This is a genomic window from Calothrix sp. CCY 0018 (genome assembly GCF_963920925.1).
Classification (GTDB): Bacteria; Cyanobacteriota; Cyanobacteriia; order Cyanobacteriales; family Nostocaceae; genus Rivularia.
In genome coordinates this window covers 59,094-83,878 of sequence record NZ_CAWUDI010000007.1, presented here as the reverse complement: position 1 = coordinate 83,878, position 24,785 = coordinate 59,094, and the positions used below count along the sequence as shown (strand labels likewise).

The 24,785-nt window shown below is 38.1% G+C and carries 19 protein-coding genes; 10 read left to right on the top strand and 9 right to left on the bottom strand.

Annotation, left to right across the window (positions count from 1 at the left end; genetic code table 11):
• Nucleotides 1–212 precede the first annotated feature (212 nt).
• The 5 genes from typA (at nucleotide 213) to ACM03V_RS07015 (ending at nucleotide 5,616) form a co-directional block, all read left to right on the top strand.
• Nucleotides 213–2,003 (top strand): translational GTPase TypA, encoded by a 1,791-nt coding sequence (gene typA / locus ACM03V_RS07035; protein WP_414620053.1) that lies wholly within the window; start codon nucleotides 213–215, stop codon nucleotides 2,001–2,003.
• Between the two features lie 327 nt (nucleotides 2,004–2,330).
• On the top strand, nucleotides 2,331–2,525 hold the full coding sequence (gene rpmG / locus ACM03V_RS07030) for a 50S ribosomal protein L33 (protein WP_015116211.1): 195 nt from the start codon (nucleotides 2,331–2,333) through the stop codon (nucleotides 2,523–2,525).
• A gap of 2 nt (nucleotides 2,526–2,527) precedes the next feature.
• The gene (rpsR, locus tag ACM03V_RS07025; RefSeq protein ID WP_414620052.1) at nucleotides 2,528–2,743 is read left to right on the top strand and encodes a 30S ribosomal protein S18; all 216 of its coding nucleotides are present in this window, start codon (nucleotides 2,528–2,530) and stop codon (nucleotides 2,741–2,743) included.
• Nucleotides 2,744–2,996: 253 nt separating this feature from the next.
• Nucleotides 2,997–5,042: a ribonuclease catalytic domain-containing protein gene (locus ACM03V_RS07020; RefSeq protein ID WP_414620051.1), complete on the top strand. Its 2,046-nt coding sequence runs from the start codon at nucleotides 2,997–2,999 to the stop codon at nucleotides 5,040–5,042.
• 226 nt (nucleotides 5,043–5,268) lie between these two features.
• Nucleotides 5,269–5,616, top strand: coding sequence for a DUF952 domain-containing protein (locus tag ACM03V_RS07015; RefSeq protein WP_414620050.1), 348 nt, complete (start codon nucleotides 5,269–5,271; stop codon nucleotides 5,614–5,616).
• Here the strand turns inward: ACM03V_RS07015 and ACM03V_RS07010 are convergent.
• Complete coding sequence (locus tag ACM03V_RS07010; RefSeq protein ID WP_414620049.1) at nucleotides 5,604–6,377, bottom strand: circadian clock KaiB family protein; 774 nt, start codon at nucleotides 6,375–6,377, stop codon at nucleotides 5,604–5,606. The two genes, ACM03V_RS07015 and ACM03V_RS07010, sit on opposite strands and share 13 nt — an antisense overlap.
• Before the next feature lie 85 nt (nucleotides 6,378–6,462).
• Nucleotides 6,463–7,752: a type IV pilus twitching motility protein PilT gene (locus tag ACM03V_RS07005; RefSeq protein WP_414620048.1), complete on the bottom strand. Its 1,290-nt coding sequence runs from the start codon at nucleotides 7,750–7,752 to the stop codon at nucleotides 6,463–6,465.
• 524 nt (nucleotides 7,753–8,276) lie between these two features.
• Between ACM03V_RS07005 and recQ the strand changes: the two genes are divergently transcribed.
• Complete coding sequence (gene recQ / locus ACM03V_RS07000; protein WP_414620047.1) at nucleotides 8,277–10,439, top strand: DNA helicase RecQ; 2,163 nt, start codon at nucleotides 8,277–8,279, stop codon at nucleotides 10,437–10,439.
• 141 nt (nucleotides 10,440–10,580) lie between these two features.
• Here the strand turns inward: recQ and ACM03V_RS06995 are convergent, their stop codons facing one another.
• Genes ACM03V_RS06995 through ACM03V_RS06965 form a run of 7 tightly spaced genes read right to left on the bottom strand, consistent with a single transcriptional unit; the run spans nucleotide 10,581 to nucleotide 20,053 of the window.
• Complete coding sequence (locus ACM03V_RS06995) at nucleotides 10,581–13,736, bottom strand: AAA family ATPase (RefSeq protein WP_414620046.1); 3,156 nt, start codon at nucleotides 13,734–13,736, stop codon at nucleotides 10,581–10,583.
• Entirely contained in the window at nucleotides 13,733–14,968 is a 1,236-nt protein-coding gene (locus ACM03V_RS06990) for a metallophosphoesterase family protein (RefSeq protein WP_414620045.1), read from the bottom strand. Before ACM03V_RS06990 ends, ACM03V_RS06995 begins: the two co-directional genes overlap by 4 nt.
• Before the next feature lie 11 nt (nucleotides 14,969–14,979).
• Nucleotides 14,980–16,845, bottom strand: coding sequence for an ATP-binding protein (locus ACM03V_RS06985; RefSeq protein ID WP_414620044.1), 1,866 nt, complete (start codon nucleotides 16,843–16,845; stop codon nucleotides 14,980–14,982).
• Between the two features lie 21 nt (nucleotides 16,846–16,866).
• Nucleotides 16,867–17,925, bottom strand: a complete 1,059-nt coding sequence (locus ACM03V_RS06980; RefSeq protein ID WP_414620043.1) for a hypothetical protein — start codon at nucleotides 17,923–17,925, stop codon at nucleotides 16,867–16,869.
• A 31-nt stretch (nucleotides 17,926–17,956) separates the two neighbouring features.
• Nucleotides 17,957–18,748: an ImmA/IrrE family metallo-endopeptidase gene (locus ACM03V_RS06975; RefSeq protein WP_414620042.1), complete on the bottom strand. Its 792-nt coding sequence runs from the start codon at nucleotides 18,746–18,748 to the stop codon at nucleotides 17,957–17,959.
• A complete protein-coding gene (locus ACM03V_RS06970) occupies nucleotides 18,745–19,398 on the bottom strand; it encodes a hypothetical protein (RefSeq protein WP_414620041.1) in 654 nt (217 codons plus the stop codon). The genes ACM03V_RS06975 and ACM03V_RS06970 overlap by 4 nt, the downstream gene beginning before the upstream one ends.
• Before the next feature lies 1 nt (nucleotide 19,399).
• On the bottom strand, nucleotides 19,400–20,053 hold the full coding sequence (locus ACM03V_RS06965; RefSeq protein ID WP_414620040.1) for an RNA polymerase sigma factor: 654 nt from the start codon (nucleotides 20,051–20,053) through the stop codon (nucleotides 19,400–19,402).
• 847 nt (nucleotides 20,054–20,900) lie between these two features.
• On the opposite strand from ACM03V_RS06965, the gene ACM03V_RS06960 reads away from it, so the two are divergent.
• The 4 genes from ACM03V_RS06960 (at nucleotide 20,901) to ACM03V_RS06945 (ending at nucleotide 24,761) form a co-directional block, all read left to right on the top strand.
• Nucleotides 20,901–22,145, top strand: a complete 1,245-nt coding sequence (locus ACM03V_RS06960; RefSeq protein ID WP_414620039.1) for a DUF4912 domain-containing protein — start codon at nucleotides 20,901–20,903, stop codon at nucleotides 22,143–22,145.
• Nucleotides 22,146–22,461: 316 nt separating this feature from the next.
• Complete coding sequence (locus ACM03V_RS06955) at nucleotides 22,462–23,463, top strand: phosphodiester glycosidase family protein (RefSeq protein ID WP_414620038.1); 1,002 nt, start codon at nucleotides 22,462–22,464, stop codon at nucleotides 23,461–23,463.
• A 243-nt stretch (nucleotides 23,464–23,706) separates the two neighbouring features.
• Nucleotides 23,707–24,270: a hypothetical protein gene (locus ACM03V_RS06950; RefSeq protein ID WP_414620037.1), complete on the top strand. Its 564-nt coding sequence runs from the start codon at nucleotides 23,707–23,709 to the stop codon at nucleotides 24,268–24,270.
• Nucleotides 24,271–24,371: 101 nt separating this feature from the next.
• Entirely contained in the window at nucleotides 24,372–24,761 is a 390-nt protein-coding gene (locus tag ACM03V_RS06945; protein ID WP_414620036.1) for a DUF2358 domain-containing protein, read from the top strand.
• The last annotated feature ends 24 nt before the right edge of the window (nucleotides 24,762–24,785 follow it).

Genomic DNA, 24,785 nt, shown 5'->3' with positions numbered 1-24,785 from the left:
CTAGTACAAACTTCCGGCGTGCTTCCGTAGCGCGGATTATCTTTAAAACTGTTTGGTCAGTTGCCTTAAGAGAAGACTAAAACAGGTTTACTGGTTCCTGGGATTATCTCCATTCAAAAACCAGTATTTTAACCACGGCGCTTTATTCCTGCACAAGGCGTTTTTCATCTCAGAAGCGAAAGCACTGAGTTTCAAAACTACCGAGATTTTTTATGACGCTCCCAATCCGTAACGTCGCTATTATCGCTCACGTAGACCACGGCAAAACAACTCTCGTTGATTCCCTACTCAAACAATCTGGCATTTTCCGTGAAGGGGAAGACGTTCCGGATTGCGTTATGGATTCAAACGATTTGGAAAGAGAAAGAGGAATTACGATTCTTTCCAAAAATACGGCCGTTCGCTACAAAGAAACTTTAATCAATATTGTTGATACTCCCGGACACGCTGACTTCGGTGGCGAAGTTGAGCGAGTCTTGGGCATGGTGGACGGTTGCGTCCTGATTGTGGATGCAAATGAAGGCCCCATGCCTCAAACGCGCTTTGTGTTGAAGAAAGCTTTGGAAAAAGGATTGCGTCCGATTGTTGTAGTTAACAAAATCGACCGTCCCCGAGCAGATCCCCATGTCGCAGTTGATAAAGTATTGGATTTGTTCTTGGAATTAGGAGCAGATGATGACCAATGCGATTTCCCCTATTTGTTCGCTTCTGGTTTAGCTGGTTTCGCTAAAAATAAACTGGAAGATGAAGATAAGGATATGCAGCCTTTATTTGATGGAATTTTACGCCACGTTCCACCACCAGTAGGCGATCCAGAGAAGCCTTTGCAGTTACAAGTTACAACTCTGGATTATTCTGATTATTTGGGAAGAATTGTCATTGGTAGAATTCACAACGGTACCATCAACGCCGGACAGCAAGCTGCTTTAATTAAGGAAGATGGCAAAATTGTCAAATCTAAAATTAGTAAGTTGATGGGTTTTGAAGGTTTAGCGCGAGTTGAATTAGAAGAATCATCCGCCGGTAATCTTGTTGCAGTCGCTGGTTTTGCCGATGCCAATATTGGAGAAACCATCACCTGTCCTAACGAACCCCAAGCATTGCCACTTATTAAAGTGGACGAACCGACTTTACAAATGACCTTTTCGGTGAATGATTCACCATTCTGCGGACAGGAAGGTGATTTTGTCACTTCTCGGCAAATTAGAGATCGTTTGATGCGCGAATTGCAAACCAACGTAGCTTTGCGCGTCGAAGAAACCGATTCTCCCGATAGATTTGGGGTTTGCGGACGTGGTGAACTTCACTTGGGTATCTTAATTGAAACCATGCGTCGCGAAGGTTATGAGTTTCAGGTATCCCAGCCACAGGTAATTTATCGCGAAGTTAACGGACAACCTTGCGAACCTTACGAACTCTTGGCTTTAGACGTTTCCGAAGAAGGCGTTGGTGGCTGTATCGAACGACTCGGACAGCGCAAAGGTGAAATGCAGGATATGCAAATGGGTGGTAACGGGCGATCGCAATTAGAATTCATCATTCCTGCTCGTGGTTTGATTGGCTTCCGTGGTGAATTCATGCGTATCACTCGCGGTGACGGCATCATGAACCACAGTTTCCTCGATTACCGTCCGATTCTTGGCGATATTTCTGCTCGTCGCAATGGTGTACTAATATCTTTTGAAGAAGGTGTTGCTACCTTCTATGCAATGAAAAATGCTGAAGATAGAGGTTCTTTCTTCATTACTCCCGGTACCAAAGTTTATAAAGGTATGATTATTGGAGAAAATAATCGTCCTCAAGACTTGGAATTGAACGTTTGTAAAACCAAGCAGTTGACAAACCATCGTGCTGCTAGTGGTGATGAATTAGTTCAATTACAAGCACCAGTAGACATGAGTTTGGAAAGGGCTTTGGAATATATTGGGCCAGATGAATTAGTGGAAGTTACACCAGAATCAATTCGCTTGCGGAAGATGTCGAAGAAATTTGCCAAGCGGTAGTTTAGGTTAAAGGTTAAAGGTTTATCAATTAGCTTAACAATAGGTTTCTTGGGGAACGGGCATCCTGCCCGTTTTTTCATGAATTAAATATTTTTGAAACTTTGGAGTAAAGTGCCTGCTATACTTAAGCGTGATTCCTAAGCGCAATTGATAGTGGTACAGAGTTTGCATCGCAGCAATTCTGGAATTATTATAATTTCGTCACCCTACAACTATTTCTGTTTCTGTTTTCATGCTTGATTCGGCAAATAGTTGAAATTGGGCGAATGAATGTGAGACAATGATTATTTGTGTTATTATCTGCTAGCTTAAATTGTTTGTCTTATTATGGCTAAAAGTAAAGGTGTCCGTATAATAGTGACACTAGAATGTACTGAGTGTCGCAGCAACGCTAACAAGCGTTCGCCTGGAGTTTCTCGTTATACGAGTACTAAGAATCGTCGAAATACAACTAACCGTTTGGAACTTAAAAAGTTCTGCACGCATTGCAACACGCATACCGTTCACAAGGAAATTAAGTAAAAATGGCTTATTATCGTCGTCGTCTTTCTCCCATCAAACCAGGGGAACCTATAGATTATAAAGACGTTGATTTATTACGTAAATTTATTACCGAACGCGGTAAAATACTTCCACGTCGAATTACTGGTTTAACTTCTCAGCAACAACGAGCTTTAACTGCATCAATTAAACGCGCCAGACTTTTGGCTTTATTGCCTTTTGTGAATGCTGAAGCTTAAATTGATTATTTCAAGCATAAAGTAAAAGGGGAGGCCTTCTAAGCATCATAGCGGTGGGTTGCCTCCCATGCTACTTTTATATTTAAGCTTACAACTAGGTTTACAACTTTGATATAAGTGGCAATCAAACCGTGAAGGCAGCGGATGTTTTTGAATTTTTTGTATTGAAGACGAGCATGATTTTAGGATTTTATCTTTTATCTTAGATAATCCAAAATCTAATAACTGAAAACTTGAATGAATTACAAGGCTTGTGGAAAAGGGGACGCTGGTAGAATTTAGAAATCAAGGCGATCGCCGTTTGGGTGTGGTAGAGCGTCCAGACGGAAAAAATCGTTTTATTGTGTTAGATGAACGAGGACAATCCACAAGTCTCGCGCCGAGACAATTTACTTACAAAGTTGTCGGACAAACTTACGATGCATCAGAGATACCGGATTTTCTGCAACAGGTAGAGTCGTATTTAGATCCTTCCAGTTTAGAGGTGGCTTGGGAATTACTGGTAGAAGATGGTGCGTCTGCAACTCCAGAAGAAATGGCGAATTTGCTGTTTTCTGAAGCAGAACCACCTCAAGTTTATGCAGCTCACTGCTTGTTATCGGATGACAAAGTTTATTTCAAGCAAAAAGGTGACGGTTACGAACCACGAAGCGCGAGTGCCGTTGCAGAACGCAAGCACCAAATAGAAGTAGAAGCGCTCAAAGCTAAAGGACAGCAAGAATTTTTAACAAGGGTACAGCAGGCACTTGATGGTGAAGCTGTAGAATGGCAAAAGCACGATCGCCACAGACTTGAAGCCTTAGAAAAATATGCGGCGTTATTAGCAGACGTAACGCGGGGTGGAGTGAAATACGATTCTTTGGCTCAAGCTTATCCCCCACCCGCACAAGTTTTAGAAACCATGACGATGCTCGGACGTACCGCAACTCCTCAAGGAGCGTTCGGGTTGCTCGTTGATTTGGGTTGGTGGAGTCCAAATGAAAACCTGTTTCTACGTCGTTCCTCAATTCCGGTTCAATTTCCTACTAAGGTAACAGATGTGGCCCATGAACGCTTAAACTCTCCTCCTCCAGATCTAGATATTAACCGTTTGGACTTAACTCATCTAAAAGTTTATACGGTTGATGATGAAACAACGACTGAAATTGATGATGGTTTAAGTTGGGAAATGCTCCCCGACAATCGAGAAAAATTGTGGGTACACATTGCAGATCCGACGCGATGGCTTGTACCTGAAGATGAATTAGATTTGGATGCCAGAAAGCGCGGAAGTACCGTATATTTACCTACGGGAATGATTCCTATGTTTCCCGAAATATTGGCAACCGGGCCAATGAGTTTGATACAGGGAGAAATCTGTTGTGCTTTAAGTTTCGGAATTATTTTAGATGAAACAGGTGGAGTCGAAGATTACAGCATTCATGCAAGTTTAATCAAGCCTACTTATCGTCTTACTTATGAAGATGTAAACGATATTTTGGAATCGGGAGTGCGAGAAGAACCCGAAATAGCAGCCCTTGGTAAATGGGCTTTGAAGCGTAAATCTTGGCGCTACAAACAAGGAGCCATCAGCATAAATATGCCCGAGGCTACCATCAAGGTTAAAGATGACGAAGTTAATATAGATTTATTAGATGATTCTCGTTCGCGACAACTAGTAGCTGAAATGATGATTCTTGCTGGTGAAGTCGCGGCTCGTTATGGTAAAACTCATAGCATTCCTTTACCTTTTCGCGGGCAGCCGCAGCCGGAATTACCACCAGAAGAAGAATTACTATTATTACCAGCAGGTTTTGTTCGTGCCTGTGCCATGCGTCGCTGTATGCCAAAGAGCGAAATGAGCATTAATCCGTTGCGTCATGCAGGTTTGGGACTAGAAACTTATACACAAGCAACTTCTCCGATTCGTCGTTACAGCGACTTACTTACTCACTTTCAAATCAAAGCTCATCTTCGAGGTGATGTTCTGCCCTTCTCCGCAGACGAATTGAAAGAAGTAATGATGACTGTTACTAGTATTACTCAAGAAGTGGTAATGGTGGAACGACAAACTAATAGATATTGGGCATTAGAATACTTACGTCGTCATTTAGATAAAGCTTGGGATACAACAGTTTTGATGTGGTTGAGAGAAGATAGTAACTTAGCGCTTATTTTATTAGAAGATTTAGGTTTGCAGTTACCCATGTTCTTTAAACGTGCTGTAGATTTAGGTGAAGAAATTTTAGTCAAAGTAACTCATTCAGATCCTCAAAAAGATGTGATTCAGTTTCAAGAGATAGTTTATCAAGAAGCTTAGTTGGGAATAGAATATTGGGGATTATATCCAATGTAAGGTGTGTTATAGCGCGACAGCTAATTTCGATGATAAAAAATATCTGTTTTGTGCTTAACGCAGCGTTTTTATATTAGATTTTAAGTCAGGATTCTCTGGTGAAATTTGGAGGTGCATTGAACACACCTTACTAGTATGCTTTTAAATTAATTTTGCACGGGTACTTAAACTATTAACAACTAACTTATAAATGAAACCTATTTTCCATATCACTCCCCGTCAAGACTGGGAAAAAGCTTCTTCAGAAGGAATTTACCGTGCTGACTCGCTGGAAACTGAAGGGTTTATCCATTGTTCGACATCAGCGCAACTTGTAAAAGTCGCAAATAATTTTTTTAGAAACCAAAAAGATTTACTGCTTCTTTTCATCGATTCCGATCAAGTCAAACCGGAAATTCGTTATGATTCTGTCACAGAAAATGAGAAATTTCCCCACATTTATGGTGCTTTGAATAATGATGCGGTATTTAAAGTAATCGAATTTGAAGCTGGTAAAAACGGTTTATTTGAGCTACCATCAGAAATTCAATTCGAGTAATTAAATTTATTTAAGATACCTAACATATGTAGAATCTTCTCTGTATTATCCATATCCCCAACAATTCTTTTTGTTGGTTTGGGTAAAATTCTAACTAAAGTAGGAGTTGCACTAACTTGATAGATTTCTGCTTGTTCGGGATGAGTTAATACATCAACAACTCTCAGAGTATAAGGGCTTCCCAAGTATTTTTCTAACAATTCATGCAGGCTCTGAAGTATATTCTCAGTATTAGGAGTATGTCCTGCAACAAATAAACGTAGAATATAAGGTTGATTTTGAGACGGCATTTTTGGTGCAGTTAATAGCGGTTGAGAATCAATAGGAGGTTCTTCGGATACTTCTAAACGCACAATTAAATCGTGATTTACCCACAACTGCTCAAAGCTCGAACGATAAGTTGATAATACTATGCTATCGCATAAATCATCATTCCAAGGAGTTGTTTGCCAAGCTAAATTACCAGTATTAAAAACGGCATTTAACAAAGCTTGATAACGGATCGCCGCTGGATAAGCCTCTGCAAAAGTTCTGACTTTTTCCGTGCGTGGATCTAGCCAGTGGTCAATTGTTGCTGTATATAATGGTACCAAAAAATGAGGTGGTTCTGGTAAATCTAAAATTTCCTGTAAAGCACTGCATAAATGTGAATGCCATCTACCTTTTTTACTAGGATCGATACAGTAAATTAAATCTCCCCCTGGTGTAAATAATGCAATACCTTTAAATAACTTCGGAAAAGGTGTTTTTTTTGAATTCAATGGTTTATAGGATTTTGGATTTTAGATTTGTAGAGACGTAAAATTTTACGTCTCTACATTTAGCGGAATAACCAATTACTTAAACTTATACTCTGCCTCGAAGCATCTGCGCCATCTCGTTTGGAGTTGGTGACATTTCCAATGCAGTTTCTTCTGTAATCTTACCTTCTTGGTAAAGGTTAAATAGAGACTGATTCATGGTAATCATGCCGTCGAAACTCGCTTGCTTCATCAACTCGCTCATTTCATCGTATTTCGAGTCTTTAATCCAATCTTTAACTGCTTCAGTGTTTATTAGAATATCGTGGAAAGCTGCACGTTTACCATCTGTCGTGCGACACAAACCTTGAGAAATAACTGCCACTAAAGATTCAGATATTGCTACCCGCATCGGATCTTGTTCTTCACCGGGGAAAAGATTGAGAATACGCTCGATGGTTTTTACCGCGCTGTTGGTGTGGAGTGTTCCCATTACTAAGTGACCTGTTTGAGCGGCTTTCATCGCCGTATTAACTGTTTCTTTATCCCGCATTTCTCCCACAAGAATCAAATCTGGATCTTCTCGCAAAGCTGCTTTCAAAGCGTTGTCAAATTTGCGGGTATGCATTCCGACTTCCCGCTGTTTAACTAAAGATTTTCTACTTTGATGAACGAATTCAACCGGATCTTCGATGGTAATAATATGTTTCGACATCTCTCGATTGATATAGTCAATCATCGCCGCCATCGTGGTTGATTTACCAGAACCAGTGGGGCCTGTAACTAAAACCAATCCTTTGTGATAGTGGCAAATATCTCTAAAAACAGGAGGTAAATTTAACTGCTCCATTGATAATATTTTCACTGGAATCAATCGCAATACCATCGCGTAACCCTTCAGAGAATCAAAAATATTGATCCGCACGCGGGCAAAATCGAACTGAGTTGCTCCATCAAAATCTAAGGTTTCTTGAAAACGCTTAATTTCCTCTTCTGTTAGGGTTTCACGCAACCAACTCATAAAAGTTTCTCTATCCGTTTCTGGATAATCGGTTGTGTCTATTTCTCCTCGGTTGCGGAAGCGGGGTATTTCACCTACTCCTAAGTGGATATCGGAAAACCCTTTTTCGTTCGCTTCCAAAATTAATTGCTTAAAAGTTGGTTGCGAATTTGTAGAGGGTATATTTTTAGCCATCGGTGGCGGCGCTCCCGGACGATGAGCGGCAGGATTCGTCAAACCACGACTACCGTTAGGCATTTCTATCGTTTGTTGACTAGATTGGCGCTGAGTACTTAGTGTAGACGCTGGTGGCGGTGGTGGCATTGGAGGGGCACTTGGGGCACCTGTACGATTTGTAGCAGTATTAGTTGGCGGACGCTGTGGAGTTTGTGTCATATATCTTCTACGATTTGAAAATCAGTTTTAATGGGTTAAGAATTTGAATTAGTCAAAAGTATTTGTAAAGGCGAGTTTTATGCTTTTACGCTCTATATCTGTAAAATTCAACTTAGAATCTATGCCAAAGCAGTAAAAATTATTCTGCCGATTTCTTAGAAAACAGCGGCTCTTTTTCTCGTTCACTTACTTGTATTACTTTTATATTTAACTAATTCATAGCAATCAGTGATATAAACATTTTTCCCTGATACTCTAATATTTAACACGCTTTTAGCCTCAAAAAAGTTCAGTAGAAAAACGTATATTACAAATATAAAATATTACTTTATAACTTAACGATTAGAGAATCATAATTTTAAAGATTAAAATTTATTTAAAATTTAATGTAATTAATTAAGCAAACAGGACTTTAGGTAGATAAAATAAATAAATATGTATGTAAGATGTAAGCCCAAAACAATATAGGATTTCTTCTATCCTCCCTCAAAAAGCTTACCGATAATTGATAACTGACCGATAATATGTCTGTGTATCCCCATCTAGAAAACGCTCTTAAACATCACTTCGGTTATGACAGCTTTCGCTCACCGCAGCGAGAAATTATTATTGAGGCGTTAGAAAATCGCGATTTATTGGTTATTATGCCGACGGGTGGGGGTAAATCACTGTGTTTTCAACTGCCTGCGTTAATGAAAGATGGATTAACGGTAGTAGTATCGCCGTTGATTGCTTTGATGCAAGATCAAGTAGATGGATTGCGAAAAAACGGAATTCCGGCAACTTTTCTTAATAGCAGTGTTAGCCCTCATAAAGTGAGGATGCGCGAGCAAGCAATTCTGGCTGGCAAAATCAAATTACTTTATGTTGCACCAGAGCGTTTACTTAGCGAAAGATTTTTACCTTTACTTGATTTAGTACATCATCAAATTGGTATTTCGGCTTTCGCGATCGATGAAGCTCATTGTGTTTCTGAATGGGGACATGATTTTCGTCCCGAATATCGACAAATGATATCGCTGCGACAGCGTTACCCGAATGTACCAATTTGGGGGCTTACCGCTACCGCTACAGAAAGAGTCCGTGCCGATATTATTAAACAATTAGGATTAAATCAACCTAGCGTTCATATCGCTTCTTTTAATCGTCAAAACCTTTATTACGAAGTTCGTCCAAAAAAGAAGAATTCTTATGCCGAACTTTTAGAACTTATTCGAGAAAATGAAGATTCAGGAATAATTTATTGTTTAACGCGCAAAAAGGTTGAAGAATTAGCTTTTAAATTGCAGCACGATAACATTTCTGCTTTACCTTATCATGCCGGTTTAAGCGATATAGAACGTAGCGAAAATCAAACCAAGTTTATTCGAGATGATGCGAGGATAATAGTCGCAACTATTGCTTTTGGCATGGGGATTAATAAACCCGACGTGCGTTTCGTAGTTCACTTTGATATTTCACGGAATTTAGAAAGTTACTATCAAGAGTCGGGTAGAGCGGGGAGAGATAGTGAATTGTCGAAGTGCCTGCTGTTTTTGAGTTACAGCGATGTCAAAACTATCGAATGGCTTATAGAGCAAAAAACTGACGAGCAAGAACAAAAAATCGCCAAGCATCAATTGCGTCAGATGATAGATTATGCAGAAGGTACAGACTGCCGTCGCGCAATTCAATTAAGTTATTTTGGAGAGAGATTTTCGGGTAATTGTGGTAACTGCGATAACTGCTGCAATCCCAAGCCAGTTGAAGATTGGACGATTGAAGCAATGAAATTTTTGTCTTGCGTAGCACGTTGCAAGCAAAGATTTGGGATGAAACACGTTATAGATATTTTGCAAGGAAGAAAAACTCAGAAAATTCTCAGCAAAGAACACGATAAACTTTCTACTTACGGTATTGGTAAAGATAGAACCCTTGATGAATGGCGAATGTTAGGGCGTTCTTTATTGCACCAAGGTTTACTCGAACAAACTACCGATGGTTATGCAGTATTAAAGTTAAATTCTTTGAGTTGGGAGGTAATGCGGAAACAGCGTTCGGTTTCGATTGTTGTTTCTCTAAAAGAAAAAACTGTTGGCAAAGAGCGAAGCGAGAAAGCAGAACAAGCAGATGTACTATTTCAAAAATTGCGCGAACTTCGCAAGCAGCTTGCAGATATTCAATCCGTTCCCCCTTACGTGATTTTCGGTGATTCAACTTTAAAACTGATGACACAGATGAAACCGAAAACTAGAGATGAATTTAGTAAACTTGCCGGAGTTGGTAGCCATAAACTTAATCAATATGGCGATAAATTTATTAAAGTCATTAAAGCTTATTTACAAGAAAATAGTTCGGTTTCATCAAAATCAACTTCTTCAAGTGGAGATATTTCATACACTGAATTACAAACTTTTGAGTTGCACAAAGAAGGATTGAGCATCAAAGAAATTGCTCAACAGCGCAACCTTCGTTCTACTACAGTTACCCGTCATCTTTCCGACTTGATTGAAAAAGATAAACCTGTAGATTTGAATTTATTAGTCACACTTGAGAAGCAGAAAAAAATTATTCAAGTGCTGGATGCATTGGGAGATATAGCGTTAACACCTATTAAAGAATATTTGGGTGATAGTTATAGCTTTGACGAAATCCGCTTGGTTAGAGGTAGGTGGAGGAAGCAAACTAATAAGTCTGGGAAGAGATAATTATTTTTAATCCCATAGGGGGGTTTGCTTCCCTTCAGACTAATACCACCAACAATTTGCATCAACAGGCAATCTAAGCAACTTAATTTAGTTTTGCATAAAGAGTTTCTATTTCATGACTAAGAATTTAGTCTTTGTGTATTACACAGATTCTAAAAGTTTTACTTTTGAAGCTTGATTAACTAATTCGATAGAATAACCATTGGAAAAAGCAGATGAAAAATCTTCAAGATGCGAAACTAAAATAATGCGTGCTAATCGATGCTGTAACTCGTTAAGTTCTTGAATCATATCATCGCGCCCGTTTTTATCTAAACTACCAAATCCTTCATCAATGATTACAGATTCTATCTGGCGTGCGCCTTGCCCTGCATATTGACCAATAGCTAGTGCTAAACTAACAGCAACTCTAAATCGTTGACTACCACTAATTTGAGCTATTGGTGTAGGATAAGATCCAATTTCTTGGTTATATGCCACTAAATCAAGTGCTGTGCTAGACTCTGCGCTAGATTCTTCTGCTTCTCCACGTAATTCCAATCGCATTTTTCCGCGTGATAAACCATCTAAAATTTCATTAGCAAGCTGCACAATTGCTTGTTCTGCATCGCGCAACAATTTTAATTGCAGACCTTGTTTCCCATTACCTAGCAAATCACAAAGTATTTTGTATAAGCTCTGATTGCGTTCTGCATCAAGCTTTTGTTTTTCAAGTTGCTGGTACAGATTACGTTTGTTAGTAAGTTCATGAAAGCTATTTTGAGCATTTTGTCGTTTTACATAAAGGGTGTCTCGTTCGGATTTAGCAGTTGTAAGTTCTTGCTCGACTTCTTGAGAAGCACGTTTTGCTTCGTTGGGTAATTGTTCAATCTGATTAGTAGTTTTACTAATTTCTTGTTGAAGAAACGCTACTTGTCCGCTAGCAGTATTTAATTGGTTAGATAAAATCTCGTATTCTGTTAGCCCTTTTCTTTCACTATCCAACTCTTCTAGCTTTTCTTCATCAATGTTTGTTACTGATTCTTGCCACTGAGATGGTAAGCTTTCTAAATCAGATTTTAAGTGCCATTTAATTTCATTTTGAGAACCTTTTTTATCACCTAAATCGATTTCATGCTGTCGTAGTTTATTTGACAATATATTCACATCTCGATCAACTTTTTTCTTTTTGTTAAATATCAGGTTTTGTTCTTCCTTGAGTTTTTCAAGGGTTAATTTTAGGTTATTTTGTGATACTTGTAACTTGTTTTTCTCACTACGTGCTTCTTGAGCCTCAGATATTGAGAAACTTTCCTCAAGTTCTGCTAACTGTTTAATATAAGTTTGTTGTTGAGTATTGAAACCCTTCCACTCAGAGAATTGATTGCGTAGTTGGTTTAAGTTTTGAGTCTGAGTTTGCCGATTATCTAGCCGTTGATTTAATTCTTTCAAATCTAGTTCTGTTGGGTAACTAGTATCAACCCAATTAAAATCCGAGTCTATGCTATCTGGAGAAATATTTATCTGATAAGCTGCTGGTAAGTTGATAAATGTATTCTTAATTTGTTCCGTATACTGTTTAACATCTCTTTGTGCTTGACTTAGTTGATTTTGATTTTGGTTACAATTATTCTTTTTGACTTGGATTTGCTTGTTTAAACTATCTAATTCTGTTGAAAGCAAATTAAGATTCTCCTCTGCTTTTTCGTATTCATTATTAAGTCTACTTAAATCAGTTTCTTTGTTTGCTATCTGAGTATCTAAACTTGTTTTCTCCGCTTGAGCGTGTTCGGGTGTAATCTTTTGACCGCATAATTCACAAATGGGTTGATGAGATGCTTCCTCAAAGTTATCACGTCTTTTAATAACAGCTTTATGCTCAGTTTGAATGCGAATTATATTGTCAGATAATTTTTTCTCAATTTCACGAACATCTGTAACATTAATAATTAGTTTTTCTTGTTGAGTTTGATATTCTTTTAACTGAGCTTGCAAAAACTCTGAATTTTTATTAGCTTCTTTTTCTTCTTGTACCGCGTCTACTAATTTATTACGCTCTTGAGCTAGCTGTTTTAACCAAGGCAATGTTTTCCTAATATCTTCTAATTGGTTATCTTCTGATTCTGCTTTTTGCAATAATTCATCTAAATTAGAAGGAAAAGCTGCCGAAGTTTTATTTAAACCTTGTATTTTTTTTTGAATCGACTCTACTTGTGATAGCTTTTCAACGACGGGTATTAATTTAACTAACCGATTAACAATATTATCACTATCCTTTTGTTGATTTTCAATTTTGTGTTTAATTTGTAAAATGTTATTATTAAGTTCATTTTTTTTCGCAGATGTTAGCTCTAAATCATCATTTAGTTGTTGACAGTTTCGGTTAAGTTTTTCAATTTCATTCTCGTTATCAATAATACGTTGACGTGACTTAATAACAGAACTTAGTAAAGGTAACACAGTTTTTAGTTCGTTGGATCGTGTTAATTGCTGTTCTATCTCATCAGTCCGAGCTAGTAATTCTTGGGATTTTTTTACTTCACTTTGTAGTTCTAATATTTTGCAATTTAGTTGCTGCCACTGTTTAGATTGTTCAAGTATAATTCCTAAATTATCTAATTTTTGCTGTGCTTTTTTACAATTTTCATTAGTTAATTTTAGTACTTCTTGAGACGCATTAAATTCTGCATCACTTACTGCATCTGATGATTCCAATTGGGATTTAAGATTTTTTAGCTGCGCTTCATAATGTTTACGGCGTTCATTTGCTAGTTTATGTAACTTATCGTATGCTGTTAAATCTATTAATTGCTTTAGTATTTCGTAACGTCCAGATGGCGGAGCTTCTATCAATTTGTCACTTTTACCTTGGATAAGTAGTATACATGATGTAAAGGCTTTATCATCTAAACCAATAGCACGTTTTACCCAGTCTTTAAAACCTGAATCACTATCTGTATTTTCTACTGGTTTAATCCGGGGATTTCCTTTTGATGACGAATTAATTAAACGAAAAACTTCTCGTGTTGCTCTTCCTCTCTTGGGAACTGTTCTACTAATACGATAAGTTTCCTCATTGATAAGAAAATCAAATTCAACAGTTAAAGCATCAGCTTGATGATTAATTAAGTCCTTTTGATTTTTTGAACTCCCACCACGATGACTTCCGTATAAAGCAAACCTAATCGCATCAAAAATTGTCGATTTTCCTGTACCATTTTCTCCAGATAAGACCCATAGAGGAGCGCCATCAAAGAGCAATTCTTGTCCTTCACGATAGCTCATGAAATTTTCTACATAGACTCGAACCGGAATCATATTTCTACCTCAGAATTATTAAATGTTTCGTCAGCTAATAGTTGCTCTGCCAATTTTAATACAGCATCTTTATCTTTATTACCTGCTAATTGCTGCTCTAAATATGTGCGTACAGTTGTTTCTACATCTTGTGTATTAGCTACTAAAGTAGAACTTTTTAAAGATATTGATGAACCGTCAGTCATTATTTCCCGGTTGTACCAACGGGGGAATATTTTATCCAATTCGCGGCAAATTGCATCGCGGTTATGCTCGCCGGGTTTGTAGGTTAATTCGTAATCAACTAAAGCTCTATCTAATTCGGAATATTTATCTTTTAAGCTGGCAATTTCTTCAGGATTGTTAATTTCTACCCGATATATTGGTGTGGCATTAAGCGATAAACATACAGGTTCTTGAGTCCTACCTTTAGCCCCAATTTCAACTAAAACAACGCTTTTTTCATCATCTCTTTCCCCATAATCAAGACGTTCAATACTACCTGAATAACGTACATGGATAGTACCTGCTAAAGCTTGTGGTTTGTGAATATGACCGTAAGCAGCATATGCCCAATTCGTAGGTATGTCTCCTGCATCGAAAACAACATCTTCGCGCTCGCTGATACGATAAAGATTATGTAGTTGACTACCGCGAATGTGTGCATGACCAACCAGTACACTTGGTAATTGCGGATTGATAAATTTATTCTTTATACGGTCAATTTTTTGAAGCATAGATTCATGAAGTAAACGATTTTTTTCATCTAAACTGCCGTATTTTGTTTTTTGATCTTTCAAATAACGTGATGAAGTTGGATAAGGCATCAAAATAAATTGAACTTGTTGACCAGCTTTATCTTGTAGTAATAAATAAGTTGGTTGTGCTGCTAAGTATAGCCTTCCGGTTGGTCTTGCTCCTGATTTATTCAGGTCAATTGGATCGGCTAAATCGAGAGCAGAGTGCATTAAATCAAAGAAGGCTTCGTTATCATGATTGCCGCTAATGGTGATAATTGTGCCACCCCCTAAAAGAAAAGGCTGAAAAATATCCCTCATTTTCCCAACGGCAGATTTTAATTCATCAAGTCGGTTGTACTGGCTAAATAAATCACCAGCAACAATCATTACATCAACTTTATGTTCGTCTAAATAATTTGCTATTTCCTCCAATCGTTTTACTATGTCGTCTTGACGAGATATTCGCCCCAATCTATCGTTTAAATGCCAGTCAGATGTGTGTAAAATTCGCATCTTATCTTCTCCTAGTGAGTAGCAATATCATCGTCATCGTCTTCTTCGACAGTTGTTGCGTCAACATCAATCACTGGATTACCTGTTGCTTCTCTGGGATTCATTGCCCAAGGAGGAAGCGGTACTCGGACGTGCATCGGTTCGTTGTCCTGAATCACCATTTTTTCGCTGACAGTTAGTTCCACAGCTTTGCGCTGGTTGCTTTTACTTAAAAAACGCCAGATAGATTGGGAAAGTTCAAGACTTCCACTACGACCAATTACGCGAATGCTTGAGTTCTCAATTACTTTGTCGGAAACTTTTGAGGCTTGTTGTTGGGCACCAAGTAAAATGATTCCTTGCGATCGCATTTCAGCCGCGACGTTTTCTATTAATTTTGTAATAGGGTCTTTGGAACCACGAGGAGCAAAACGGTTAAGTTCATCTAAAGCAATTAGGTAAACTAAGCCTTTAACAGAATTAGTTCCAGTGCGTTCGTTAATTAATTGTTGGAGAATTGTGGCGACAACAAACCGTTGTAAAGATGGAACTCGCGTTAAGGCGTTTAAATCAATAACTGTCGGGTCTGTTGTTTGTCGTTGACCCAAATTGAGAGGATGACCGTTTTGGTCGTCACGTCGAAGTACCCCATTTCCTTCATGTACTAGCAATAAAAGTTTGCGGCGTAACTTACTCCAAGTGGCTCTGTGATGGTCGGGAGATAATTGATTGCGATTTTCTGGATCTGATATCCAATCTAGAAGTAGTTGGAAAGTTCGAGGTGCATTATTTCGTAAACTGCGGTTTACAGTACCATCGTTTGCGACTCTTTCATCTGTTAGGTAAGCTTCTAAATCCAGAACTAAAACTCTAAAGTTGTCGTTAATGGAATCATCATCAGCAAATAAATAAGTAAATAAGCCTTTTTCAATAATGTTGCCAAGACTCCAACTGTAAGGCTGCACTTCGCTACGACATCGAGTTGCAACTCCTATATTCCCACCAGGCATTTGTGGAGCAAAAAAAGTAACATTTTCAAAAGGTTTTGGATTCTCAACACCCAATCTTTGCCAGTCCGCTAAATGTTCTTCACGTCTGTATCTATTACTCCAGCGATTAATATGAAATAAATCGTATCCCTTGACGTTAAGAATTATAGGAACAACCATTAGGGGATTTGGATCTGATGGATATTCCTCTGCACGATAACGCGCTTTCCGCAATAATTGATAAATAAGAAATAGCAGAAAACTGGATTTTGTTCCTCGACCGGCAACACCGTTAACGTTCATGTGTCCGCCATTGATGCCAAGTAGATAGTCTAGGTCTATCATCCCCGATCCGGCGATCGCGCTTCCACCATTTTTAATCAAACCAATTGCTAAGGAATTATCAATTTCATCTGCTCTGTAAGCAAGTCGAGCATCGGAGTCATCCCCTAAGAAAACCGAACTTTGTTCTAAAGGTGGGGCTAAAACAGGAGGTTCGGTACGTAAAATTGTAGCAGTAGCAAAAGTAACCCCTTCACCAAGAAATTGCGGTTGGTAATTAACATCACCGTCAAAAGCGTCAAATTCTTCGCCAATATCTTTTTTACGGCTTTGTCGGTAAACCTCTTCTACAATTGCGTAAAAATTTATTGTTATACCGCCAACATGACTTTCAGTACGAACAATTTGAGTTTTTTCAACCAGTTTGTCTTGTCGCACCCAAAAATGAAATTGTTCTGAGGTAGATTCTTTCTGTGGTGGTGATGCTACTTTACCGATAATTCTGTTAAAGGAATTAGCTGATGCATTTGTATCTTCTGTCCTATTTGCTTGATCGGCATTAGGTATACCTGTATGGGAACCGTTTCCGTTAACATCGAATTCAGGAATTAATATTTCGTCAGTCATATTTTGTTTGAGTTTTATACTTTATAACTGGGTTAAACGGTAAAAACGATTAGATAGGATACTTGATGGTAGGAAAAGGGAACCTAAACTTTCTTCGGCTCGCACAATTGGATGTAAGGAAATAGCAGCGCGTCCATAACTGCGCTCTCGACAGCGGTACTCATATATAGTTTGGGATAACTTATCCACAAAATCCCAATTGCGCTTGTGATGCTTCTCGAACCAGCTTTTTGATGCTTCCACACGAACAATTCCGGTACTAGGAGTTGTCCTGCCATTTCCAGAAAGACGTACAAACCAAGAAATAACAGGTAGCCATCCTCTGCAAATGGTAAACACTGGTGTACGTTGACCAGCTTCGAGTCCGTACAGAACTTGAATCCCTTTGATATGTAAGTAATTTTGGCGTTGAGTTTTAATTACACCAAAAACGGGGGATTCATTAATATCAAAACCTCCTATACGCGATTGCAGTCGTCCGTCTACCACAGTTGGTTTTTCGACACTATAGGAAATTGCTGATTCCTCCAATGCTTCCATTTCAGTATTAGAACGTTGTTGAGTTCGCTTTCGCATGATTTCAAAATCGTAGGAAGAGATCCCATTAGGAGGACGAACTGGTAACAAACGAAATCCAGTGTCTTGTAAAGCAGCAGCAAAACTTTCTACTTCATTCCAAGGAAAAAGGTCTACTGCCATCGAAACTACGCGATCTACGACCTCAAATTCGCGCCGACATTCTCCGTTTTCTTCCCGCATAGTGATACTGCCAATCTGGGAAAGACGGATAGGAACTAATTGACCGCTTGGAGAACGCACGGAAGCTACTGTTTCCCCCACATCTTTACCATCGACAAAACGAGTTGGTCGTTCATTCCAATGGCTAGGTCGCCAGTTAGGCAATGTGTTCAAATTAATCGGTTCCCAATCAATTGTCCGAGGTTTTACTTCATAATCTAAATCCACTTTTTCTGGAGTTAGTTCTAAATCTTCATCAGTTTCTTCTGACAATAAAGGAAACTGTGTATCATATTGTTCAACACGAGAACCATCATAATTTTTCAGAAAATCTAATCCCATTTTTTAACTAAATTCTCCTACCTGTAGGTTTTTATGAATGAGCATCTAAGAGTATTTCTGGTAACTGTAAATCTTTTAAACGTCGCTTTATGGCTTCTTTACTGACTAAAAACTCAGTTGCTAATCGTTTTGCTAAAACATCTCTTTTCGTACCAAATCGACCCCGAAACTTCCTAGCTAATGTAAAACAAGCCGAAGCTGGCATTAAAAGTTCAGCAGCAAATTGGTCAGCTTCTTCTTCCATTTGTTTCTCATCTATCCCAAGATAATCAATGACTGCTTGTATCCCATTTGTAAAAGTAAATTGCGCTGTTGATTTATCATTATCTTCTTTTGTGTCATCTTGATTTTCATTTTTATCTTGATTTGGAATATACAAGCCTTCGGTTAAAATTAAAGGTTCCTGAACAGTATTTTTGTGATGACTTTCAAGTAAAGAAATAAAATGTAACAAATAATGTCCTAGCTCATGGGCTGCTGAAAATCGCCGACGTGAAATAGGAGCTAATAATGGTTTTTGCTCTACTAAAATGCAGCCATAAAAAAAACCTTTGTATTCCTGCAAATATAAATATCCTGCTAACTTTGAATCTTGGCTTTCATTATCAGTTACAGCTAATTTTTGTCCTGTTTCTGCTTCCAAAAAATCGGCGACACTTTGAATAGTCATGTCTGTAATTTCTGCAACCCTAATTGGGTAAGTCCGAATTAGGTCATACAATGGTACAACACCAGGTTTTAAATTTTCTAATTCCAGTCCAGCTTCTCGATATACCAGTTCTACAGCCTGCGAAATTGCCATACGACGATGTTCTTGGATCATCTATTTTTATCAACCTCAGTATTATTTTTAACTTTTCTTTCTATTGGTTGGCGATTTTTTAATGTGGATTTATACCGACCTTTTTGTTCGCGTGCTGCTGCTAATCGTGCCCTACTATGGCTGTGTCCCATTGATAAAGTAATCGCTGTATCTCGAAATATATCTAAGAATCTTTCGCTCGCATTAATTCTTAATTCAATTGCTAGTTGTCTAACCGCTTGAATACTAAGTTTGACAGGGAGCGGTACAGAACTATAAAGTAATTTACTAATAATTTCTTTATCTGCTGATGGTACGCGGTTTATCTGTTGCAAACGCTTCATAACATCGCCAACAGTTACTGATTTTTCTTCTTCATCAATATCTTCAAAAATTAAAGGTTTTTCCTCTTCTTGAATAATTTCAAATGCACTATATAAATGCTTGCGTAATAAATTTCTAATAATTTCCGCATCGGTTGCGATTGGTGTTAGCTGTTCTTCTTCCTGGTAAGCTGAATTAATTTCCGTAATAATTCGCTCTAATTTGGGGTCATCGCAAGCGGCATCAAGTATTTGCGCTACTACTTCCATGTCACCCCTATCTAAAGCCTGTACATATAAATGGATAGCTTTTTCACGGGAGTAGGGCTGCTGATTTTGATTTTGCATCTTATTCCTCAGATGACTTGTGACTTTGGGCATAAGCTTGGCGCAACTGTGCGATCGCACGATGCTTTTTGGTGTAAGCCGCTCCTACTGTTGTCCCTAATGCAGCAGCTAAGGACTCTCCATCCAAACCCTCAACAAAACCTAGTTTAAGTACTTCTCGATTAGCGTCATTTACCAAAGACAGTAAATATTCCAACATTTCAGGGTCGGACGAATTTGATGACTCGTATAATATTCCTAAAATTTCCTCTTCTGAATTTTGTTGCTTAAGTTTACGAGCTAAGGGGAGTTCGGCAATAGGTGTAATTCGCTTATTTTGCTGGATTTTTTGACGTTGCCACCGTTGTATTTTTTTAACCGCAAAACCTAATAACCAGAGACGAGCCGAACGATTAGGGTCAAATTTATCAGCTTTTTTAAGAGCCGTTTCAACAGTTTCGTGGAAAATTTCTTCTGCTAATGTTGCAGTAAAATTGCGATCTCGACTGTTACCTAACGTATCACCCGATTTTTTTATCGTTTGAATAACATAAAGTTGAATTGTATTTTGAAGAACTTGCCACTCTTCCTGAACTGCCTGACTTAGTAACTGCTGCTTCTGGAGCAATACAGGGTCATAGGACGGGTCTATTTGTTGTCCTAATTGTCGTTTCAATGTGACCTCCTAAACATCACCCCTAATATGTAATTGCCATAAACAAGGCAAATTCTTACAGTAGTTATCAAAAAATATCCGCACTTCGCGCATTCAGTATGCTGCTAATATTGAATTGCCATGAGATATCCAGAATCTTACACTCAAAGTACATTTATTTTAATGTGTCTAATGTATCACTGTCTTAAGTACTTTTATGCATTATCTAAGTTAATACAACAACAGATGTAATTAGCTGTCTGGCAGAGGCAGAAAATTGGTTTAAGTTCGTCGGCATTCACAACAAGGGGTTAAAAGAAAAAGTAGATATGCCAACTGCCTAAATACTCTTTTCCATAAGCAATCATACTCATTTGTCAAATTTTCATGACAAATAAAGTATTTGGAAAGTCTTGCGATGCCTGTTTGAGTCCCATATGTCAACTAATAATGACATTGCGATCCCCGAATAGCCTATAAATTCGTAATTGAGTTAAAAAAGTCTTCTTTACCCCCTTGATCCCTACCAAGGTGTTGAAGTTAATATAAATAGCAAGTGATTCTTCTGTTGTTAGGAATGCTTATAGCTCAGATTAAAAAAACTTTTACTTAACTGTGAAAGTTGTGAAAACAGAAGAAATAAAAGGTAGGGGTTAACGATTTAAGTTTCCCAAGGAAAAAGAATGTTTAACTTTGAACCCCATATTCCAAACGGTAATATTCTCATTGAGAATAGAGCCAATTAAAAATTGAAAGTTTGGCATAAAGCTAACAATTTGATTAAAAAAGATTTGGGGTAGATGTAATTAGACCGACCTCTCCTTAAACAAAATAAATTTCTTAAATAAAATTTAGGAGGTCTTTACTCATGGCAAAAGAACGCCCACCGTTAGAAGAAATGACATTACGGCAGCTACGTAAAGTTGCCAGCGAATACGGCATATCTCGCTATAGCCGAATGCGTAAATCTCAGTTACTCGCAGCAGTTCAAGAAGCAGAAAGCAAGAAATTATCCAGACAGGAATCTCGTTCATTGGAGGCACAGGAAACAGTGGAAGCAGCAAAATTCGAGTTGGGACAAGAAGATAAAACTGGCGGTAATCTGGCTTCGGTTGATGAAGGGCTTGCGGATTTACCTAATGGTTATGGTGAGAGTCGTGTTGTACTAATGCCTCGCGATCCACAATGGGCTTATGCTTACTGGGATATTTCCAACGAGCATAAAGAAGATTTACGCAAACAAGGCGGACAACAATTAGCACTAAGAATTTATGATGTTACTGACATCAATTTAGATAACCAAAGTGCCCATAATCTTCAAGAGTATCCTTGTGATGAAATGGCACGGGAATGGTATTTACCAATTCCTGTTAGCGATCGCGATTATGTAATTGACATCGGTTATCGTTGCGCTGACGGCCGTTGGTTGACATTGGCTCGCAGTGCTAGAGTACACGTTCCTCCCGTGTATCCTTCTGACTGGATTGAAGATGTTTTTATCACCGTTGATTTTCAAGAAGATTTACGCGGCGAGACTAAGTACGAATTAGTACCACCTGCGAAGAAAATCTCGGAAACCGCAGAAGCAGGTAATGTGAATGGTAATGGTAATCCCATTTACGAACAAATATTTGGCATGGCTGAATCCGCAGAAACAATGCGGGTAGCGGGTTCTATCTTCGGTTCTCAACATCAAGTTCCTGGTTCGATGTCTCCAGAGCAAGCTATTAGTTCCTATATTTTCCCATCTGGCGTGGGTATGTGGGCGCTTCCTACAGCATCGGGTGTAAATATGTCTGGCGTTGGTATGGGTGCATCGGTAGCTCCACAAAGTCCACGCAAATTCTGGTTAATTGCTGACGCTGAGTTGATTGTTTACGGTGCAACCGAACCAGATGCTACCGTTACAATTGGCGATCGCGAAATCAAACTAAATCCTGACGGTACATTCCGCTTCCAAATGTCCTTCCAAGACGGTTTGATTGATTATCCAATTAAAGCAGTTGCAGTTGACGGCGAGCAAACCCGCTCGATTCAGATGAAGTTTAATCGCGAAACTCCATCACGCAATACCAATACTAAGGATGAAGCTGTTTTAGAATGGTTTGCTTAAATTTGAGATTCCGAAAATAGAATTTTGAATTAACTCGAATTAATCTTAATTATCTCCCCGCAAAATTATTTCTGCGGGGAGTTTTTTTATCTGAGATAAAATGCAGCGATTAATAATAATAAATAGTTATCTTAGATGAAGTTTTAATCAATGGTGGTTAAGCCTACCGAATCGAAAACTCTTCCTGAGAAGCATTCATCTTCTCGGTAAGGGGAAAAGAGAAGCCATCATCGCAAAGTGTTTTCTTTGGCAACGACATAGAAGATAAGATACCCGTAAGGGTGCAGGTAATATTTTATTAGTTAATTGTCTAGTTATGTTCAACAAAAATTTTATCGGCTTAATATTAATAGCTGCCGGTGTATTCTTTTTCCGCTCTTATAATCAAAGTAATGATAATTTGCCATTAGCCCAGAAGCCATTAATAATTACGCAAGCAAAAGAAAATACATCACGAAAGGATATACCGCAAAAAATAGTCAAAGAATCTTCGGTTAATTGTCCGGGGAAAGATAGAAATTTTAGTATTGAATTCTTCAAAACCAATAATTTAGGTAAAAAATTTGATAGAGGGATTAATCATGTAATTATTTTTAATCCGAAATCAGAAGAATTAGATTTTAAAGTAAATGTAGGTTTAGATCACAAAATTTACGCCAAAAACGATAGCGGAAAATTGCGTAAAGAATACGTTCCCAAACTATTTCGCGAAATAATCGGTGACGAAAATGCTTTGTTGAATGGTAAAAAACCTATAGCCGCAATTAATGCCGATTATATTGATGTAGATGACAAACCCCAGGGCTTGAATATTTCGCGAGGAATTAGCTATTCGGGAGATTTTAGAAATAGCCGTTCTTCTTTCGGAGTATCTGGGGGTAAACCGTTATCACGTCAAGCGACTATTGCAAAAGGTAGAAGAAATCGTGATATTTTAAACTACAACATAGTCGGAGGTAACGGTAGATTTTATCGTAACGGCGAATTCAAAGATATTTGTGAAGCTTTAGGAGAATTTGCTTGTAAAAAAGCCATAAATCGTTCGATGGCTGCGACTACAAGCAAAGGTTATGTAATTTTATTAGTAAATGATTCTAGAGCAAATTCCGATATTGAAATAACAGAACTTAATCGAGAACTTTTACCAGATATGTTTGATGATGTTTTAGAAGGAATTGCTCGAAATAACTGTTTGGGTAAAGTTCAAGAAGGAATATTATTTGATGGAGGTGAATCTCCCGGATTATTTTACGACGGTAAAACCTATGTAGAAAATTTCGGCGCTATTGGTTCGGTATTTTTAATTTATAAAAAATAGAGTGTTGGGGATAGGGGCATTGGGAATTGGGCATAGGAGATCAAAAATAATCTAAAATCTAAAACTCCTAACTTTTTTAATCCAAAATCCCTGCACATTAAAATCTAGAATTCCTAACTCCTAACCTTTGACCTTAATTACTCCTAACTATTCCCTATTTTTAAGATACGGCATAAGTCTTAGGGAAGATAAAGCATGATACCCCCAAGCGGTAGGCTGGAGTAATAGCTCAAATGCCATAATATGACACATAACGAAATTGCCGATACGCTTGCGGATTTATTTGGTACATCTAGGATACAAGTGCTTGCACCAGGCTCTTGGCAAATTGAAACTCCTACTTTTCGACTGTTGACACTACTTAGCGAAGACCAAACTTGGTTGCGAGTTTTGTTACCGATTATGCCAGCACAGCAAGCGCAACCGTTTTTACAGCAGTTTTTTGATGCCAATTTTGATGATACTCAACAAGTACGCTACGCATTACATCAAGATGTTTTGTGGGGAGTATTTCAGCACAGTTGCGCCAGCTTGGTTGTAGAAGATTTACGCGATGCGATCGCCAGATTAATTTCTCTGTATGAACTAGGTGTAAATGATGCTTTTAGTCGCTTAACTGAAACCAAGATTAAAGAAATTGTTCAAGCTTCTAAACAGCAAGGAAAATCTTTAGAAGCAACAATGCAAAATCTGGAGCGTTTTTATGCTGAAGGTTTAATGGGTGAAATGGATCAAAGTCCCGAAGCACGAGAAAGAGTTTTAACTGCTTGGCGAGGACAATTAGAAAGATTGTGGAATGAACAGTAATCAGTTAACAGTGAGCAGTGAGCAGTGAACAACTATGTAATTAATAAACGCTCGTTTTTTACGATAACTGGTAATTGGTAATTGGTAATTGGTAATTGATTATGAATGTTTTAGAAATTTTAAAGGAAGATTATCATCGTTTTCCTAAAAATCAAACTTATAGTCTTTATGCGGAGGATGTTTATTTCAAAGATCCGATGAATGAGTTTAATGGGGTTAGACGCTATAAGTTGATGATTAAGTTTATTGAAACTTTCTTTCTTAACCCTAAGATGGATTTGCATGATATTCGCAGAGAAGGAGACACCATCAAAATGGAATGGACTCTTAACTGGAATACTCCTGTACCCTGGAAACCGCGAATTTCTATCCCTGGATGGAGTACCTTGGGGATAAATTCTGATGGTTTAATAATTTCTCACGTTGATTACTGGAAATGTTCGCGATTGGATGTAGTTAAACAGCATTTCTCATCCTCAAAGAGTTCATAATATATATATGTATGTAAATAAATG

What these genes read in the sequence shown, in the direction of transcription:
- typA (WP_414620053.1), top strand. Translation starts at nt 213, where the DNA reads ATGACGCTCCCAATCCGTAACGTCGCTATTATCGCTCACGTAGACCAC.
- rpmG (WP_015116211.1), top strand. Translation starts at nt 2,331, where the DNA reads ATGGCTAAAAGTAAAGGTGTCCGTATAATAGTGACACTAGAATGTACT.
- rpsR (WP_414620052.1), top strand. Translation starts at nt 2,528, where the DNA reads ATGGCTTATTATCGTCGTCGTCTTTCTCCCATCAAACCAGGGGAACCT.
- ACM03V_RS07015 (WP_414620050.1), top strand. Translation starts at nt 5,269, where the DNA reads ATGAAACCTATTTTCCATATCACTCCCCGTCAAGACTGGGAAAAAGCT.
- ACM03V_RS07005 (WP_414620048.1), bottom strand. Translation starts at nt 7,752, where the DNA reads ATGACACAAACTCCACAGCGTCCGCCAACTAATACTGCTACAAATCGT.
- recQ (WP_414620047.1), top strand. Translation starts at nt 8,277, where the DNA reads ATGTCTGTGTATCCCCATCTAGAAAACGCTCTTAAACATCACTTCGGT.
- ACM03V_RS06995 (WP_414620046.1), bottom strand. Translation starts at nt 13,736, where the DNA reads ATGATTCCGGTTCGAGTCTATGTAGAAAATTTCATGAGCTATCGTGAA.
- ACM03V_RS06990 (WP_414620045.1), bottom strand. Translation starts at nt 14,968, where the DNA reads ATGCGAATTTTACACACATCTGACTGGCATTTAAACGATAGATTGGGG.
- ACM03V_RS06985 (WP_414620044.1), bottom strand. Translation starts at nt 16,845, where the DNA reads ATGACTGACGAAATATTAATTCCTGAATTCGATGTTAACGGAAACGGT.
- ACM03V_RS06980 (WP_414620043.1), bottom strand. Translation starts at nt 17,925, where the DNA reads ATGGGATTAGATTTTCTGAAAAATTATGATGGTTCTCGTGTTGAACAA.
- ACM03V_RS06975 (WP_414620042.1), bottom strand. Translation starts at nt 18,748, where the DNA reads ATGATCCAAGAACATCGTCGTATGGCAATTTCGCAGGCTGTAGAACTG.
- ACM03V_RS06970 (WP_414620041.1), bottom strand. Translation starts at nt 19,398, where the DNA reads ATGCAAAATCAAAATCAGCAGCCCTACTCCCGTGAAAAAGCTATCCAT.
- ACM03V_RS06960 (WP_414620039.1), top strand. Translation starts at nt 20,901, where the DNA reads ATGGCAAAAGAACGCCCACCGTTAGAAGAAATGACATTACGGCAGCTA.
- ACM03V_RS06955 (WP_414620038.1), top strand. Translation starts at nt 22,462, where the DNA reads ATGTTCAACAAAAATTTTATCGGCTTAATATTAATAGCTGCCGGTGTA.
- ACM03V_RS06950 (WP_414620037.1), top strand. Translation starts at nt 23,707, where the DNA reads ATGACACATAACGAAATTGCCGATACGCTTGCGGATTTATTTGGTACA.
- ACM03V_RS06945 (WP_414620036.1), top strand. Translation starts at nt 24,372, where the DNA reads ATGAATGTTTTAGAAATTTTAAAGGAAGATTATCATCGTTTTCCTAAA.